General features: G+C 23.5%; 16 protein-coding genes and 1 riboswitch. Of the genes, 11 read left to right on the forward strand and 5 right to left on the reverse strand.

Annotation, left to right across the window (positions count from 1 at the left end):
• Positions 1-3: 3 nt before the first annotated feature.
• Complete coding sequence (locus C7380_RS05560; protein WP_109604501.1) at positions 4-696, reverse strand: hypothetical protein; 693 nt, start codon at positions 694-696, stop codon at positions 4-6.
• Positions 697-785: 89 nt separating this feature from the next.
• On the reverse strand, positions 786-2,012 hold the full coding sequence (locus C7380_RS05565; RefSeq protein ID WP_158274790.1) for a MerR family transcriptional regulator: 1,227 nt from the start codon (positions 2,010-2,012) through the stop codon (positions 786-788).
• Between the two features lie 77 nt (positions 2,013-2,089).
• Here C7380_RS05565 and C7380_RS05570 point away from each other — a divergent pair, with 77 nt between their 5' ends.
• Complete coding sequence (locus C7380_RS05570) at positions 2,090-2,848, forward strand: alpha/beta hydrolase (protein WP_109604503.1); 759 nt, start codon at positions 2,090-2,092, stop codon at positions 2,846-2,848.
• Between the two features lie 74 nt (positions 2,849-2,922).
• Here the strand turns inward: C7380_RS05570 and C7380_RS05575 are convergent, their stop codons facing one another.
• The gene (locus C7380_RS05575) at positions 2,923-3,654 is read right to left on the reverse strand and encodes a Nif3-like dinuclear metal center hexameric protein (RefSeq protein WP_109604504.1); all 732 of its coding nucleotides are present in this window, start codon (positions 3,652-3,654) and stop codon (positions 2,923-2,925) included.
• A 4-nt stretch (positions 3,655-3,658) separates the two neighbouring features.
• On the reverse strand, positions 3,659-4,150 hold the full coding sequence (locus tag C7380_RS05580; protein WP_109604505.1) for an adenosine-specific kinase: 492 nt from the start codon (positions 4,148-4,150) through the stop codon (positions 3,659-3,661).
• Positions 4,151-4,270: 120 nt separating this feature from the next.
• Here C7380_RS05580 and C7380_RS05585 point away from each other — a divergent pair, with 120 nt between their 5' ends.
• The 4 genes from C7380_RS05585 to C7380_RS05595 all read left to right on the forward strand — a co-directional run bounded on the left by C7380_RS05585 (position 4,271) and on the right by C7380_RS05595 (position 9,219).
• Complete coding sequence (locus tag C7380_RS05585; RefSeq protein WP_109604506.1) at positions 4,271-4,900, forward strand: histidine phosphatase family protein; 630 nt, start codon at positions 4,271-4,273, stop codon at positions 4,898-4,900.
• Between the two features lie 101 nt (positions 4,901-5,001).
• Positions 5,002-5,130, forward strand: coding sequence for a hypothetical protein (locus tag C7380_RS13750; RefSeq protein ID WP_264150290.1), 129 nt, complete (start codon positions 5,002-5,004; stop codon positions 5,128-5,130).
• Positions 5,131-5,704: 574 nt separating this feature from the next.
• Positions 5,705-7,435 (forward strand): ABC transporter ATP-binding protein, encoded by a 1,731-nt coding sequence (locus C7380_RS05590; RefSeq protein WP_109604507.1) that lies wholly within the window; start codon positions 5,705-5,707, stop codon positions 7,433-7,435.
• Entirely contained in the window at positions 7,435-9,219 is a 1,785-nt protein-coding gene (locus tag C7380_RS05595; RefSeq protein WP_109604508.1) for an ABC transporter ATP-binding protein, read from the forward strand. The genes C7380_RS05590 and C7380_RS05595 overlap by 1 nt, the downstream gene beginning before the upstream one ends.
• 39 nt (positions 9,220-9,258) lie before the next feature.
• Here the strand turns inward: C7380_RS05595 and C7380_RS05600 are convergent, their stop codons facing one another.
• Positions 9,259-9,918: a TVP38/TMEM64 family protein gene (locus tag C7380_RS05600; protein ID WP_109604509.1), complete on the reverse strand. Its 660-nt coding sequence runs from the start codon at positions 9,916-9,918 to the stop codon at positions 9,259-9,261.
• Between the two features lie 197 nt (positions 9,919-10,115).
• Here C7380_RS05600 and C7380_RS05605 point away from each other — a divergent pair, with 197 nt between their 5' ends.
• From C7380_RS05605 to dapD, 6 genes are all read left to right on the forward strand, one after another.
• Positions 10,116-12,317 (forward strand): 5'-nucleotidase C-terminal domain-containing protein, encoded by a 2,202-nt coding sequence (locus C7380_RS05605; protein WP_109604510.1) that lies wholly within the window; start codon positions 10,116-10,118, stop codon positions 12,315-12,317.
• Positions 12,318-12,406: 89 nt separating this feature from the next.
• A riboswitch (Lysine riboswitch) is annotated at positions 12,407-12,582 on the forward strand.
• Between the two features lie 71 nt (positions 12,583-12,653).
• The gene (locus C7380_RS05610) at positions 12,654-13,646 is read left to right on the forward strand and encodes an aspartate-semialdehyde dehydrogenase (RefSeq protein WP_109604511.1); all 993 of its coding nucleotides are present in this window, start codon (positions 12,654-12,656) and stop codon (positions 13,644-13,646) included.
• Positions 13,630-14,856: a diaminopimelate decarboxylase gene (lysA, locus tag C7380_RS05615; RefSeq protein WP_158274791.1), complete on the forward strand. Its 1,227-nt coding sequence runs from the start codon at positions 13,630-13,632 to the stop codon at positions 14,854-14,856. The genes C7380_RS05610 and lysA overlap by 17 nt, the downstream gene beginning before the upstream one ends.
• A 2-nt stretch (positions 14,857-14,858) precedes the next feature.
• Complete coding sequence (dapA, locus tag C7380_RS05620) at positions 14,859-15,737, forward strand: 4-hydroxy-tetrahydrodipicolinate synthase (protein WP_109604513.1); 879 nt, start codon at positions 14,859-14,861, stop codon at positions 15,735-15,737.
• Positions 15,734-16,378, forward strand: a complete 645-nt coding sequence (locus tag C7380_RS05625) for a 4-hydroxy-tetrahydrodipicolinate reductase (protein WP_109604514.1) — start codon at positions 15,734-15,736, stop codon at positions 16,376-16,378. Before dapA ends, C7380_RS05625 begins: the two co-directional genes overlap by 4 nt.
• Positions 16,379-16,380: 2 nt before the next feature.
• Entirely contained in the window at positions 16,381-17,076 is a 696-nt protein-coding gene (gene dapD, locus C7380_RS05630; RefSeq protein ID WP_109604515.1) for a 2,3,4,5-tetrahydropyridine-2,6-dicarboxylate N-acetyltransferase, read from the forward strand.
• Positions 17,077-17,080: the final 4 nt, after the last annotated feature.

Here is a 17,080-nt window from a genome sequence, read left to right on the forward strand (position 1 = left end):
TTTTTAATCTATTATAGCGATTGAAAATTCTGTAATTAAATAAGCTTTCATAAGTTTAAATTTTTCACTTTTATCTTCTATTAAATCATCAAACATATCTTCAAAAGAATCATAATGTTTTGGTTTGAGTCTAACAACAAAATTAAATTCTCTTAATTCAAAAATATCAATATCTTCAGAAAATCCAAAAACTTTTAAATATTTATAAACAATATCTTCTAGATAATTTTTTAATTTATTTTTGAAATATAAAAATTTCATAAAATGTTTCCTTATGATTGTAGCTATATCCATAGCAACAATACGTTTAATAGTTATAAGTTCAAAAATATCATCATATTCAAATGAGATTTTATTTCCAAAATAAAATCCTTTATATATACCAGAAGTCGACTCATTATTTAAAATATCTTCTCCAACGGCTAAAGCAAAAGGAAAAGAAATAATAGTTTTCAAATAAGAGTCATAATCTATTACTAAATCTTCATCTTTAAAATCAATAATTTCATAAGCTTTCTTTGTAGCTTTTTGTTCAGACTTAATGAATTTTTCTGAAGCTATTTTTAGTTTGTCAAGTATTTCATTCACATCATCTTCATTAATATCTTTTAAAAAATCAAGATTAAAATTTTTAAGTTCAGGATTATCTTTTAAGATTCTATCTATAAATTTTTTAAAATCATCATTATTATTCATAAAAACTCCTCCAAAAACAAAACTTTCATAATCCCAATGATATAGTAATAAAATTAAAAAAAGTTTAATTAAATGTATTAATTAATAAATCAATACTTTATTCCATAAAAAGCCCAATGATTAACAGTATCCCCGTCTATTATAAAAGGTTCGGTATAACCTGTTTTTTTAGAATTTCCAAGATAATAAGACTCAATTTCTTTCAAATTATTAATATTAAAAGAAGCTTTAATATTCTCCAATAAAAATTTATCTTTGATTTTAGAGTCAAGTTTTTTTAATGTTTTTGAAGATTCTTTAAAATAAAGATAACTACCGAGCCAATAACCATTAATTTTTAAGAAATTTTTTGTTCCTTGTATTGGAGAAATATCATTCTTTAAATTTCTACTTGAAGATCCGTAAACATCTAATATAATGTCAATAATTCCTTTTTTTATAGGAATTTTAGAAAATTTTGAAGAAACAAAAATTATGTTACCTGTTTTTCCCATAGACTCCATATAGTTTTTAGATGATTTAATTACTTCATATTTATCATCACATGCGATATAAAATGAAGATTCAGGAATATTACCTATTATTTTTTTTAAAAAAAATCCAGAACCAGTCCCTAATTCAAGAATAAATTTATTAGATAGATCAAATTTATTAAATCTCTTATATATCCAATCCATACCTTTATATACAAGATTAACGAAAGATTGATTAGATTTTTTAACATAATTTTCTCCAGGTTTTTCAACTTCTTCTATTTCAGGTTTATTATAATCGGCAGAATCAGTTATAATAATACCATTATCAATATTAGCTTTATATCCACATTTGCAAGAAATCTCTCCCTTAAAAACTTGATTGTCTTCTATAGAACCTTTAGATAAATTAAGCTTTGAATCACATTCAGGGCAATATAAAAAGTTTATAAAAAAAAGAGGTACACCAATTTTAGTATAATTATCATTAAAATTTTTTCTTATAGAAATTATTTTTTCGTTAATATCTTTTATAGCTTTAGTAATAAGGTCTTTTTCGTTCAAAAGTTCATGTTTCTTATTATCAAAAAAACTAACATAATAATCCAATCCATCTTGATTTGTAAGATTAGTAAACCTTTTAATAGAAAAAATTTTTTGAATTTGAGAAACTGTAAAACGCATAGACTTAAGTTCTAAAATTTCTTCAAGATCTTTTTCGCATCTATCATCAAAAGTATATTGATTATGAATTTTCTCAGGCGTCAATAAACCTATTTCTATATAGTACCGAACTGTATCTATAGTTAAATCAAATTGTTTTGCAAATTTACCTATTTTCAATGAAAATCCCCCCTTGAAACCTTTCAATAATTATTATATCATAAATTAAAAGTTAAAAAATAAATGGAGGTAAAAAAATGAATTATAAGAAAATTCAAACTAATGTCAATCCAAAAGCAAAGCAGAAATTTTTAAAAGGGGAAAAATATAACGAAGTTGTACTTTTAATTCATGGATACAATGGAATTCCAAATGATATGTATTATCTTGGTGAAAGATTAAATGAAGAAGGATATAATGTTTTTATTCCAAGACTTCCTGGGCATGGAACAAATAAGGAAGATTTTATTAATTCAAATTGGAAAGATTGGATAAGATACTCTTATGAATCATATTTGAATTTAAAGTCACAATATGACAATGTATATATAGGCGGATTATCAATGGGAGGAGTTATAACTGCAATACTAGCTTCTAAATTTCAACCTAAAAAAATATTTTTATGTGCACCAGCATTTATTGCAAAAGATAAAAGATTAAAATGGACACCTATATTGAAATATTTTATAAAAGAAAAAGAAAGAAAAAATCCTCCAACATTTGAAGACAAAGATCTGAAAAAACTTGCCGAAGAATATTGGAATTTTAATATAATATCCAAAGTATCAGATCTAAAAAAAGTGCAAAAAATGGGAATAAAAAATTTAAAAAATATAAAATCAAAAACATTAACAATAATCTCTAAAAAAGATGAAGCAGTACCTTTCGAAGTAAAAGAAATAATAGATAAAAATATAAAAAGTGAATATTTAATACTTGAAAAAAGTAATCATATAGTAGTAAATGACACAGAAAAAGAAATAGTTGCTCAAAAAATAATAGAATTTTTAAAATAAAATTAAAACACATGATTACTAATACAAAAAAATATAGAGTAATCATGTGTTTATATAATTTTTATAGAATATGATCAAATTTCATTATAAATATCTAAAAATTTAAATTCCACATCAAACTTATCAGATAAAAGTTTTGAAAGATTTTTAACTCCAAAAGTTTCAGTAGCATAGTGCCCAGCATTTATAAAGTTTATACATCTTTCTTTAGCAATATTTCTTGTATATTCTTTAACATCACCAGTTATAAAAGTATCAATATCATCATCAAGTTTATTTAAAAAATCGCTACCTTCACCTGATACAATTGCTACGTTTTTTACATGAGGATTATTTTTATAAACAAGCAATTTTTGTCCTTCAAATAAAATTTCGACTTTATTCAAAAATTCTTCAAAATCCATTTTAGAATCATATTCACCTAAAAAACCAACTTCAAATCTTTTAGCATTTTTCAATTTCAAAGAATTTAAAATTGAAATATTATTACCATATCCAGAATGAGCATCTAAAGGTAAATGATAACCTATAAGAGTTAAATCATTTTTTATTACTTTTTCAACCCTTTTCTTCATAAATCCAGATAAATTAAAAAAATTTTTTCCAAAAATACCGTGATGAACTAAAAGCATATCTGCATTATAGTCTATAGCTTTATCTATAAAGTCTTCATTAAATGATACTCCACAAGCAATTTTTTTAACCTCTTCTTTTCCTTCTATTTGAATGCCATTATGACAAAAGTCGTTGAAGTTCCAAGGTTCAAGTATAGAATTTAAAAATTTTTCACATTCAAAAATATTCATAGAATCACCTCTTATAATTAGTGACTTTTCTTAAAAAATCATATCTTTTTTGAATATCTTCTTCTTCTTCAATACCTTTAGGAGTAAATCCATCAATAACACCCATTATACCTCTTCCTTGATCAGTTTCAGCTATAACTAATTCTAATGGATTAGCAGTAGCTGCAAAAATATTAACTACTTCTTGAACATTTTGAATAGAATTCATAACACTTATAGGAAAGCCATTTTTAATAACTAAAACAAAAATATGACCAGCAGCAATTTTTTTTGCATTCTTTACAGCATTTTTTATTAAATCATCATCATTTCCATCGTAACGTATCAAACATGGCCCAGAAGCTTCATTAAAAGCCAAACCAAATTTAATAGCTGGATTAGTTGTAACAAGAGTTTCATAGATATCTTCTACTGTTTTGATAAAATGTGATTGTCCTACAATAATGTTAGCATTTTCAGGAATATCAACCTTAATAACATCAAAATTTAAACTCATTATTAACCACCTCTTCAAAAAGATAAATTATAAAAAAATCCTATCATTATATAATTATAATACCAAAATAAAACTAAATAATAAAAACTAAATAAAATTATGTTAACTTAGGAGGAAAAAATGAATATATATCTTACAAGACATGGACAAACTGAATGGAATATTCAAAAAAAATTTCAAGGATGGAAAAATTCAAACTTAACAGAAATTGGAAAAAGACAAGCAGAATTATTATCAAAAAGATTAAAAAAAATAAAAATAGACAAAATATATACCAGTCCATTAAAACGAGCGTATGAAACATCAGAAATAATAAAAAATAATAGAAAAATGCCTATAATAGAAAAAGAAGGACTAAAAGAAATATATCTTGGAGAATTTGAAGGAAAAAACTATGAAAAAATAAAAGAAAGCAATAAATTACCAAAACAGTTATATAATTTTTGGTATGAACCAGAGAATTATAAACCTGATAAAGGAGAAACTTTTCAAGAATTAAAAAAAAGAGTAGAAAATACATTATATCAAATAATAAATGAAAACAATGAAAGTTCAGATATATTAATAGTAACACATGGAGTAACGTTGAAAATGATATTTTTAATATTATTAAATGAAAATATCAAAAATATTTGGAAAACAACATATACTGAAAATACATCACTGAGTTTATTTGAATATAATAATGAAAAATTTAAATTAAAAATTCATGGTGATATAAAACATTTAGAAGAAAATTATAATGGATAAAAATAATCCGTTTATTTTATGTTAACTTTAGATTGATGTAAATGAAATTAATATACTGTATATTTAATTATGTAAATAAAAAAATAAAAGGAGGTAGTGCGATGATAAGATTATTGAAATTAAGATATTATATTTTAGCATTTGCGGGAATAGTGTCCCAATTTATTGCTAATTTGCTCAATCCTCAAAAATCATGGGATAGCTCTGCCTCGAAGGTTTTAATTTTTTAAACTAATATCAAAGGCCGTGACTATCCATAGTCACGGCCTTTTTTTGTATAAAAACCGTGACGAAATGGTCACGGTTTTTTTTATTAAAAATAATTAAGGGGATGATACAAATGACGAAAAAAGTGATTAAAAATTAATTAATTAGTTTTTAAAAAAATAAAGTTATATAAAAAATATTTTTTTTGAAATAATTATTGATTAAATTTAATTAAATTAAAGTTAACGGGAGGAAAAGATATGAAAAGATTAAAATATTTAAATAAAGAACAAAAAAACGAATTAATAGATAAAATGAATCAATATAAAAACATAGTATATGAAATTACACGAAAAATTTGAGGTGAAAATATGAATAAATACTTAGAAAAAATATTGAATAAAAAACAAAAAAAAGAAATAGAAAACATATATAAATACATTCATTATGATAATATAAGAAAATTCTAAGGAGATAGAGATATGAAAAAATTAAAATATATAGAAATAAAAAAAGATATAAAAAAAACTGAAATAAATATATTTCAAATACTAAAATATGAAGAAATAAAAGTTCAAAAAAAGGTGGCTTAATAAAATGTTTAAAATATTAAAATATTTAAAAAAATATAAATTATTTACGTTTATATCCATATTAGCAATGTTAGGGTTTACGGGATTAGATCTCTTAAACCCTTATATAACAAAAACTCTTGTAGATAAAGTATTTGTTGAACAACAATATGATATATTTTTAAAATTAATATTAATACTTATTGGAATAATGATATTAAAATCAATTTTTGCATATACGAGAGAATTTTTATTTGATTATATAGGAACTAAAGTTATGGGAGATATAAAAAAAGATTTATTTTCGGAAATGCAAAAATATGATTTTTCATTTTTTGATAATAAAAATACTGGAGAATTAATGTCAAGAATAGGAGAAGATGCAGAAAATATATGGAATGCTTTAGGATTTGGAATAGGATTTTTAAGTGAAGCAATAATTACATTTATATCAGCAACAACTATATTATTTTATTTAAATTATAAATTAGCTATATTAAGTGTAATTACAATGCCAATAATATTTTATTTAGCTTTAAAAATGGAAAATAAAATATCAAAATCCTATGATGAAATATCAGATCAAGCAGCAAAAATAAATACAACAGCACAAGAAAATATTTCAGGAGTAAGACTTGTAAAGGCTTATGCGAATGAAAAAAAAGAAGTATTAAAATTTTTAAATCTTAATAAACAAAATTATGATTTAAATATGAAAAAAACAAGAATATTTGGAAAATACTATCCAGCAATAGAATTAGTTGGAAATATGACTATGATAATTGTGATGATTTTTGGTGGAATGCTTACAATTAAAGAAGAAATAACTATAGGTACACTCTTAGCTTTTACAGAATATATATGGCTTTTAATATGGCCTATGAGAACTGTAGGAATGTTTATGAATGTTATTTCACAAGCTAATTCATCAGCAAGAAAAATCCAAAAGATAAAAGATTATGAACCTAAAATAGTAGATAATAAAAAAGATTTAGAAATAAAAGATTCAAAAATAGTATTTAACAATGTATGGTTTAAATATAATGATAAATATATATTAAAAAATATAAATTTGAAAATACAAAAAGGACAAACATTAGCTATAATAGGACCTACTGGATCTGGAAAAACTTCTTTAGTAAACTTAATTGCAAGATTCTACGAAATAGATAAAGGAAATATATATATAGACAATGAAGATATAAGAAATTACTCATTAAAAAAATTAAGAGAAAATATAAGTTATGTATTTCAAGAAAATTTTCTTTTTTCAGAATCAGTAGAAGAGAATATAAAACTTGCAGGAAATGAAAATGATATAAAATTAAACGAAATATTAGAAAATTCTGGTTCAAAAGAATTTGTAGAAAAATTAAAATATCAAGAAAAAACAATAATAGGTGAAAGAGGGCAGGGATTATCAGGTGGTCAAAAACAAAGGCTTACAATAGCAAGAGCTTTAAATAAGAATTCAAAAATTATAGTGCTTGATGATGCAACATCTGCATTAGATATGGAAACTGAATATGAAGTATTAAAAAATATAAATAAATTAAATAAAGAGCAAATAAAAATAATAATAGCACATAGAATATCAGCTGTAAAAAATGCAGATCAAATAGTATATCTTGAAGATGGTGAAATAAAAGAAATTGGAACACATATGCAATTGATAAACAAAAAAGGAAAATATTATAATATATATTTACAACAATTTAAAGACTTTATAGAAGAAGAAATTGATGAGGTGATATAATGGCCTATAATGCAAGTAAATTAGATGAAAAAACGATAAGAATGTCTCGAAAAGAATTATTTAAGAGATTATTTTCATATTTAAAACCATTTAAAAAAACAATTATATTGATAACATTTGTTATGATAATAATAATGTTTGTAAATCTATTAAATCCATACATATTAAAGATATCTATAGATAATTACATAAAAAATTCTGATGTAAAAGGTCTTTTAATAATTGGGATAATTGGTATAATATTGAATATAATATCTTCAATATTATCTAGATATAGAATAGTAACAATGGGAGATATAACAAATAAGATAGTAGTGAATATAAGACATGATTTATATAAACACATACAAAAATTATCTTTTGATTTTTTTGATGAAAGACCTGTTGGAAAAATATTAGCGAGAGTAATAGGCGATATAAATTCATTACAAAATTTTTTTCATTCAATAATAGTTAATTTTTTTCCAGAAATATTGACCATAATAACAGTGACTATAATAATGTTAATAATGAATTATAAATTAGCAATAGTAACTTTATTAGTAATTCCATTGCTAATAATGACTTTGGCAGTAATTCAAATACTTGTTAGAAAAAGATGGGAGAACTTCAGAAAAAAAAGGTCTAATTTAAATTCATACACACATGAAGAATTTTCGGGAATAAAGGTGATACAGGCTTTTAATGCAGAGAAAAAAGCAGAAAATACATTTTTTAATTATGTGGATGAAATGGTAAATTCATTTATAAATGCAGTAAGATTACAAGATTTTTTAGATCCTGCAATCTTTATTTCTCAAGGAGTTGGATTGGTGATAATATATACATATAGTTTTAATCTAATAAAAAATAATCAATTAACAATAGGAGAATTATTTGCATTTACATGGTATATGTCGATATTTTGGAGACCTATATTCAATATAGCTAATTTTTACAATAATTTAATAACAAGTTTTTCAGCAGCTGATAGAGTTTTTGAAATATTTAATATAAAACCATCAGTTAAAGATACAAAAGAAAATAAAATGCCTGAAATAAAAGGAGAAATTGAATTTAAAGACGTGAATTTTTCCTATGATAGAGAAAAAAAGGTTTTAAAATCTATAAATTTTAAAGTAAAAGAAGGAGAATCAATAGCACTCGTAGGTCCAACTGGAGCTGGAAAAACTACTATAATAAATTTGCTGAGTAGATTTTATGATCCAAGTGAAGGTCAAATACTTGTAGATGGTAAAGATATAAAAGATTATTCAATAGAAAGTTATAGAGAACAAATGGGAATAATGTTACAAGATACATTTTTATTTTCAACTACAATAAAAGAAAATATAATTTATTCAAACCCAAATATAAATGAAAAAGAAATAGTAAAATCATCAATAGCTATTGGTTCTCATACTTTCATACAAAATTTAGAAAAAAAATATGATACAAATGTAAATGAAAGAGGAACAAGATTATCAGTAGGTCAAAGACAATTAATTTCTTTAACAAGAGCTATGATAGCAAATCCAAAAATATTAATACTTGATGAAGCAACTTCAAACATAGATACAGAAACAGAACAAAAAGTCCAGCAAGGAATAAAAGAACTATTAAAAAATAGAACATCTTTCATAATAGCTCATAGATTATCAACTATAAGAGATTGTGATAAAATATTTTATATAGATAATGGAGAAATAGAAGAAATGGGAACACATATGCAATTAATGGAAAAACAAGGAAAATATTATGAATTATATATGACACAATTTAAATTTTTAAAAGAAGGAGTATAAAAAAAGTTGGAATTAATTCCAACTTTTTTTATTTTAAATTCAAATATTATCTTTAATTTTTTGAGTCACAAAATGAAGTAAAAAAATACTTCCAATTATAACTATAAATCCTATTATAGATAAAGTTTTCCCAGTTAAAAATCCTTTTATTATATCAGCAGCTAATGTATACAATAAAATATTTGGCATCATAGTAATCCAAGTCCAAAAAGCATATTTATAAAAATCAACTTTAGTCAATCCAAAAATATAATTCATCAAATTAAATGGAAAAATAGGAATTAACCGTGTAATTGCTATAAAAGTAGTTCCTTTTGAGGCAGTTAATTCGTATATTTTATTATAATTAGGTTTTTTAGACAAAAAATTTTTAATAGAATCTTGAGCAAAATACCTTGAAATTAAAAAGGCAAAACAAGCTCCCAATGTAGAGGAAAAAGAATTAATAAAAAAACCATAAAAACTTCCAAAATTAATAGAAGTTAAAACAAACAATATAGAACCAGGAACAGCCATTATAACAGCAATAATGAATATTATTGAATAAATAATAAAATTATTATTGGAGAAAGAATTAATGAAATTAAGTAAAATATTCAAATATTTCTCTACATCCATAGTGCTTCCAATGATCATAAAAAACAGAACTATTGATATTAACAAAATAGGTTTCCATAGTTCTCTAAAAAAGTCTTTCATAAAAAATACTCCCTTAACGAAAATATGATATATAATAGAATTATAACATAGAGATTAATAAAAAATATGGAATAAAATAAAAAATTTTAAAATTGTATAGTTGATACACTCATAAGGTTAATGTATAATTAATGTATATCAATTAAAAATATACTAAATTATAATATTATTCTAATGAAAATAAGGGGGAGATTTTTATGGCAAAGAAAAATAATAAAATATGGCTAATATTATCTATAATAATAGTTATTATATTGATAATATTATTCTCTGTATTAAATATGAATTCAAACAAGGAAGAACAGATAAAAAGTCAAAATGAAGATACAAATCTCCAAAAACTCTATGAAGATGATCAAAAAATAAATAATGAAATAAGTGATGAATCCACAGATGATAAATTAAAAATTGATGAAATAACTGATGAATCTACAAATATACAACAAAAAATAGAATATTCAGATAACGGCAAAAAAATAAATATGATAATAATAGCTACGAGTGATATACATGGAAGGTTTATGCCTTATGAATATGCTATAAGAAGTGAAAATAAAAAAGGATCATTAGCTCAAATTTCTACAATAGTTAAAGAAATAAGAACAAAAAATCCAAATACAATAGTTGTAGATGCTGGAGATACAATACAAGATAATTATGCTGATATATTTATAAATGAAACAAAAAATCCTATAATAGAAGCTATGAATTACATAAATTATGATGCTTGGATACTTGGAAATCATGAATTTAACTTTGGCATAGAACCATTAAAAAAAATAATTAAAGAGTTCAAAAATGAAGTAATTTCATCGAATATATATGATGAAAGTGGTAATAGACTTGTAAAACCATATACAATATTAGAAATAGAAGATGGAATAAAAATAGGAATAATAGGAACAACCCATCCGGATATAATGAAATGGGATAGAGAAAATTTAAATGGTTATACAGTTACAGATCCAGCAATAGAGACAAAAAAAATAATAAATGAAATTAAAGAAAATGTAGATTTTATATTATCTGTAAATCATATAGGAATGAAAACAGATGAAAAAGATATTACAGGAATAAAAAATATCCTGAATAAAAATCAAGAGATAGATGCACTTATATTTGGACATGACCATAAGAAAATTCAATCATATTATTATTCAAATGGTCAAATATATGAAAAACCACAAAATCAAATTAAAGAAAAAATGATTCCTATAATAGAGCCTGGAAAATGGGGAGAAACCTTAGCAAAAATAGAAGTTACTTTCACAAAAGAAAATGGAAAGTATGAAATAAAAAATAGAGAAGAAGATATAAAAATAAGTTTAATAGACATACAGACAAAAGAAAAAACAATAGAACCGGATCCGGAAATTGTAGAAATATTAAAACCATACCATGAAAAAGCCTTAAAAGATGCTGATACAGTAATAGGAACTTTAATGGGAGGAGATCTTGTAGAACCAAATCAAATAGAAAATATACCTCAAGTATGGCTTGAACCATCAGCAATGATAGATTTAATAAATAAAGTTCAAATATACTATGCAAACAAATTAACAGAACAAAATGTTTTTATATCTGCTGCTGCTGCATTTAGAGAAGATGCAAATATAAAAAAAGGATCTATTACAAAGGCTGATATATCAAAAATATACAAATTTGATAATACTTTATATGTATTACAAATGACAGGTAAACAATTGAAAGAGTATATGGAATGGAGTGTAGAGTTTTATAATCAATATCAGAATGATGATTTAACAATATCTTTTACTCAAAGACCCGGATATTTGTATGACATGTTTACAGGAATAAAATATCAAATAGACATATCTCAACCAAATGGAAATAGAATAAAAAATTTAAAATATATGAATGATGAAGAAATAAAAGAAAAAGATAAAATAAATATAGCTGTCAATAATTATAGAGCTAATACACAATTATTGACTCCAGGGATAATATTTCAAGAAGAATTACCAAAAGTAATAGCAAAATCAGACTATACAACTTTATTAGAAGATGAAAATATAAGAGAAATGATAATAAGATATATAAAAGAAGAAAAAAATGGAATAATATTTCCAACAAAAGATGATAATTGGAATATAATAGGAAATAATTGGAATTTAGTAAAATGGCATAAAATGATGAAATTAATAGAAGATAAAAAAATAGAAGTAGATCCTTATACATCCGTAAAATGGGAAAATATAAAAGATCTTGCAAAAAATATAATCTTAAAATATAAAGTTATAAAAGGTGATTGGTTATTAAAAATTTCAAGAATGTATGGAATAGAATATATGAAAATAGCCGAAGAAAATAACATAAAAAATCCAGATTTAATATATCCAAATCAGATATTTACAATACCTGAAAATTATATTGAATAATAATGAAAAATATTTCAAAAAATCATATGTTAAAATTTAAGTAATGAAAAAGTCAAAATACTATGTTATTTATATATACATACAAGTAAATAAAAAACGGAGGCGCAATCGAGAAAAGTAAAATCATGGAGCATTGAGAAAAGCTTTGAAATGATTTGAAAGGCGAGATTGCCGAAGAAAATAGAATTCTCAAACTATTTTTTGGGTGTATGATAAACAATCATACAACTGTCACGAATCAATTTCGTGGAGAGCCGTAAAAATCATATAAAAATATTTTTTATATAATAAACTCTCTACGTTAATCGTAGAGAGTTTTTTTTTGGAGGTGTAAAAATGAAAATAGCGGTAGTTGGTGCAACAGGAGCGGTTGGGAAAAATATGGTAAAAATATTAGAAGAATTAAAAATAAAAATTGAAAAAATAGATCTTTATTCAAGTTTAAGATCAAAAGGGAAAAAAATAAAATTTAAAGAAAAAGAAATAATTGTAAAAGAATTAAATCAAGAAAGTTTTAATGAAGAATATGATTATGTATTATTTTCTGCAGGAGCATCCGTATCAAAAAAATATGCTCCTATTGCTGCAAAACATGGAAGTGTAGTGATAGATAATTCATCGGCTTTTAGAATGCAAAAGAAAATTCCACTTATAGTTCCTGAAATAAACAAGCATTTATTAAAAAAATATAAAGGAATAATATCAAATCCAAACTGTTCTACTATACAAATGGTATTAGCTTTGAATCAAATACAAAAAAACATAGGAATAAAAACGATAGTAGTATCAACATATCAAGCCGTTTCAGGTGCTGGTAATCTTGCAATAAAAGAACTTATTGAACAGTCAGAAAATATAAAAAATGATAAAAAAATATTTTCAAAACAAATAGACAAAAACTTAATACCAATAATAGGAGAAACATTAGAAAATGATTTTACAACAGAAGAAGAAAAACTTATAAAAGAAACAAATAAGATATTTAATTCAAAAATTCATATTATTCCTACTGCAATAAGGGTACCGGTTATTTACGGCCATTCAGAAAGTGTTTATATAAAAACAAAAAAAGATACAAATAAAGAAGAAATAAAAGAATATATATTAAAATCGGAGCATGTAAAAATATATGAAAATGATTTATTGACCCCTAAAGATGTTGAAAATAGTAATATAACATATGTAAGTAGAATTAGGCAAATAAAAGAAAAAGAATATGCATTATGGATAGTTGCAGATAATTTAAGAGTTGGAGCTGCAACAAATGCTATAAGAATAATGTTAGAGCATATGAAAATAAATGGTGTTGATCATGAAGAAAATATATAATGCTATAAAACAAATAAATAAAGTTGAAAAAACTCCATATTATATATACTCTCAAGAACAAATAGAAGAAAATATAAAAAATCTTCAAGAAGCATTTAATTGGGCAGATTTCAAAGAATATTTTGCAGTAAAAGCTACACCTAATCCTCATATATTAAAAATAATGAAAAATAACCAATGTGGTGTTGATTGTAGTGGAATAAATGAAATAAAACTTGCAAAAATGGTTGATTATAAAGGTCAAGATATATTTTTTACTTCTAATAATACAACAGAAGAAGAATATAAATATGCAATAAAAAATGAATGCATAATAAACATAGATGATTATAAACATATAACCATGATAAAAAAAATAAAGCAAAAACCAGAAACAATAAGCATGAGAATAACCCCACTTCTAAAAGTTGGAAATGGAATAATAGGAAATCCTGAACAGTCAAAATTTGGCAATACTCCAGAACAGATAAAAGAAGGTTTAAAACAAATAAAACAAATTGGAATAAAAAAAATTGGATTACATACAATGATGGTATCAAATGAATTAGAAATAGAAACTTTGTTAAAAGTATACAAATATATATTCGGTTTTGTAAGTCAAATAAAAGAAGATTTAAAAATAGAATTAGATTTTATAAATTTAGGCGGTGGAATTGGATATAACTATGAAAATAGAGAAAAACAAATAGATATTCAAAAGCTTGGTAAAAAAACGCAAGAAATATATTCAAAAAGTTTTAAAAAATTTGAAAATACTCCAAAAATATATATGGAAAGTGGAAGATATATAACAAATAATGCCGGATATTTAATAACTAAAGTAATAAATATAAAAAAAACATATAAAACATATATTGGGGTAGATGCCGGAATGCAAAATCTTATGAGACCTGGAATGTATGGAGCATATCATGAAATAGAAATAATAAACAAAGATTTAGAACAAAGAAAAGAGAATATACAAAAATATGACATAGTTGGATCATTATGTGAAAACAATGATAAATTTGCAATAGACAGATTATTACCAAAAGTTCAAAAAGAAGATCTATTAATAATAAAAGATGTTGGAGCACATGGTTTTTCAATGGGATTTAATTATAATGCTAAATTAAAATCAGCAGAATATCTAATAGAAAAAGATAATATAAAAAAAATAAGAAGAAAAGAAACATTTGAAGACTATATACAAACTATAATGGAGGTATAAAAATGTTTAAAGGCACAGCAACCGCGTTAATAACACCTTTTAATAAAGAAAAAGAATTAGATATAAAAAACTTTGAAAAATTAATAAATGATCAAATAGAAAACAATATAAATGCACTTGTAATACTTGGTACTACTGGTGAATCGCCAACCATAAACGAAAAAGAAAAATATGAAATAATAAAAAAAGCTATCGAAATAACCAATAAAAAAATACCAATAATAGTAGGAACAGGATCAAACGATACAAAAAAAATTTTAAAAAATAATAAAATAGCTGAAGAATTAAATGCTGATGGATTATTAATTGTTACCCCATATTACAATAAAACTACACAAAATGGATTATATGAAAACTATAAATATATATCTCAAAATACAAAATTACCTATAGTACTATACAATGTACCATCAAGAACAGGATTAAACATAGAACCTAAAACTACAATAAAACTTTTGAAAAATATAGAAAATATAATAGGAATAAAAGAAGCAAGTGGAAATATATCTCAAATAAATAAAATATTAAATGAAAAGCCTAAAAATAAATACCTTTACTCTGGAAATGATGATCAAATAATACCTATAATGGCTAATGGTGGTGATGGAGTTATATCAGTTATATCAAATTTAATACCAAAACAAATATCAAAAATGACAGAAAATATTTTACAAAAAAAATATGAAGAAGCATTAGAAATAAATAATAAATATTTAAATTTAATGAATATGATGTTTGAAGAAGTAAATCCAATACCGATAAAATATGCTATGAGTTTAAAATATAAAACAGAAAATACATTAAGATTACCATTAATATCTGTTACTAAAGAATTAGAAGAAAAAATAAAAAAAGAAATGAAAAGAGTTGAAATAATATGAAATATGGATTAATAGGGTATAAAGGAAAAATGGGAAATTCGATAAAAAAGTTGATGGATGAAGAAAATCACCAACTTGTATATAAATTAGATAAAAACATAGAAGAAGAAATAGATATACCTCAATTAATAATAGATTTTTCAAATAAAAGCCTTATAGATAAGGTAATAGAAAAAACACAAAAATATAAATCAAAATTAATAATAGGAACTACAGCATTAGAACAAAAAGACATAGAAAAATTAAAACAAATATCTCAAAATACAGCTATAATACAAAGTTATAATTACTCTATAGGAATACAATTATTAATAAAAGCAGCTCAAATGATAAACAAACAAACACTAAATTGGGATAAAGAAATATCAGAAATACATCATAGATTTAAAGTAGATAAACCTTCAGGAACGGCAATAATGATAAAAAATTCTTTAGACCAAGAAATAAATATAACTTCTAAAAGATTAGGAAATGTATTTGGAGAACATGAAATAAATTTTTCTTCTCTTGAAGAAATAATAACTATAAAACATCAAGCACTTACAAGAGATGTATTCGCAAGAGGAGTATTAAAATCTGTAAATTATATAAAAGATAAAAAAAATGGATATTACACATTCAAAGATGTTATGGAGGGTTAAAAATGGACTCATTTCAAATAATAGAATATATATCAAATTCAGAGAAAAAAACACCTTTAAAAGTTTATCTAAAAGGCGACTTAAATTTTTTAGAAAAAGAAGAGAATTATTATGGTGATGAAAAAAATGGAATATTATTTATTGAAGAAAAGAATTTTCAAAAAATATATCAAGAAAATAAAGAAAAAATAAAAAAATTTAAAATAGAATATGATAGAAAAAATTCAGCTATACCACTTGCAGATTATTCAAAATATAATGCAAGAATAGAACCTGGAGTTAATATAAGAGAAATGGTTGAAATAGGTAATAATTGTGTGATAATGATGGGTGCTGTAATAAATATAGGGGCAAAAATAGAAGAAAAAACAATGATAGATATGAATGTAGTAATTGGAGGAAGAGCACAAATAGGAAAAAATTGTCATATAGGAGCCGGAGCTGTAATAGCTGGAGTTATAGAACCTCCAAGTGCTCAACCAGTGATAATAGAAGATAATGTATTAGTTGGAGCGAATGCAGTAATATTAGAAGGTGTAAAAATAGGAAAAAATTCTGTAATAGCTGCAGGATCTATAGTTACTAAAAATGTTGAAGAAAATACTGTAGTAGCAGGAGTGCCAGCAAAAAAAATAAAAAAAATAGACATAGAAACAAAAAATAAAACTCAAATAATGGAAGAACTCAGAAATTTATAGGAGA

The sequence above is a fragment of the Oceanotoga teriensis genome (assembly GCF_003148465.1).
GTDB classification, from domain to species: Bacteria; Thermotogota; Thermotogae; order Petrotogales; family Petrotogaceae; genus Oceanotoga; species Oceanotoga teriensis.

What these genes read in the sequence shown, in the direction of transcription:
- C7380_RS05595 (WP_109604508.1), top strand. Translation starts at nt 7,435, where the DNA reads ATGGCCTATAATGCAAGTAAATTAGATGAAAAAACGATAAGAATGTCT.
- C7380_RS05580 (WP_109604505.1), bottom strand. Translation starts at nt 4,150, where the DNA reads ATGAGTTTAAATTTTGATGTTATTAAGGTTGATATTCCTGAAAATGCT.
- C7380_RS05575 (WP_109604504.1), bottom strand. Translation starts at nt 3,654, where the DNA reads ATGAATATTTTTGAATGTGAAAAATTTTTAAATTCTATACTTGAACCT.
- dapA (WP_109604513.1), top strand. Translation starts at nt 14,859, where the DNA reads ATGTTTAAAGGCACAGCAACCGCGTTAATAACACCTTTTAATAAAGAA.
- C7380_RS05560 (WP_109604501.1), bottom strand. Translation starts at nt 696, where the DNA reads ATGAATAATAATGATGATTTTAAAAAATTTATAGATAGAATCTTAAAA.
- C7380_RS05600 (WP_109604509.1), bottom strand. Translation starts at nt 9,918, where the DNA reads ATGAAAGACTTTTTTAGAGAACTATGGAAACCTATTTTGTTAATATCA.
- C7380_RS05590 (WP_109604507.1), top strand. Translation starts at nt 5,705, where the DNA reads ATGTTTAAAATATTAAAATATTTAAAAAAATATAAATTATTTACGTTT.
- C7380_RS05585 (WP_109604506.1), top strand. Translation starts at nt 4,271, where the DNA reads ATGAATATATATCTTACAAGACATGGACAAACTGAATGGAATATTCAA.
- C7380_RS05605 (WP_109604510.1), top strand. Translation starts at nt 10,116, where the DNA reads ATGGCAAAGAAAAATAATAAAATATGGCTAATATTATCTATAATAATA.
- C7380_RS05625 (WP_109604514.1), top strand. Translation starts at nt 15,734, where the DNA reads ATGAAATATGGATTAATAGGGTATAAAGGAAAAATGGGAAATTCGATA.
- lysA (WP_158274791.1), top strand. Translation starts at nt 13,630, where the DNA reads ATGAAGAAAATATATAATGCTATAAAACAAATAAATAAAGTTGAAAAA.
- C7380_RS05610 (WP_109604511.1), top strand. Translation starts at nt 12,654, where the DNA reads ATGAAAATAGCGGTAGTTGGTGCAACAGGAGCGGTTGGGAAAAATATG.
- dapD (WP_109604515.1), top strand. Translation starts at nt 16,381, where the DNA reads ATGGACTCATTTCAAATAATAGAATATATATCAAATTCAGAGAAAAAA.
- C7380_RS13750 (WP_264150290.1), top strand. Translation starts at nt 5,002, where the DNA reads ATGATAAGATTATTGAAATTAAGATATTATATTTTAGCATTTGCGGGA.
- C7380_RS05570 (WP_109604503.1), top strand. Translation starts at nt 2,090, where the DNA reads ATGAATTATAAGAAAATTCAAACTAATGTCAATCCAAAAGCAAAGCAG.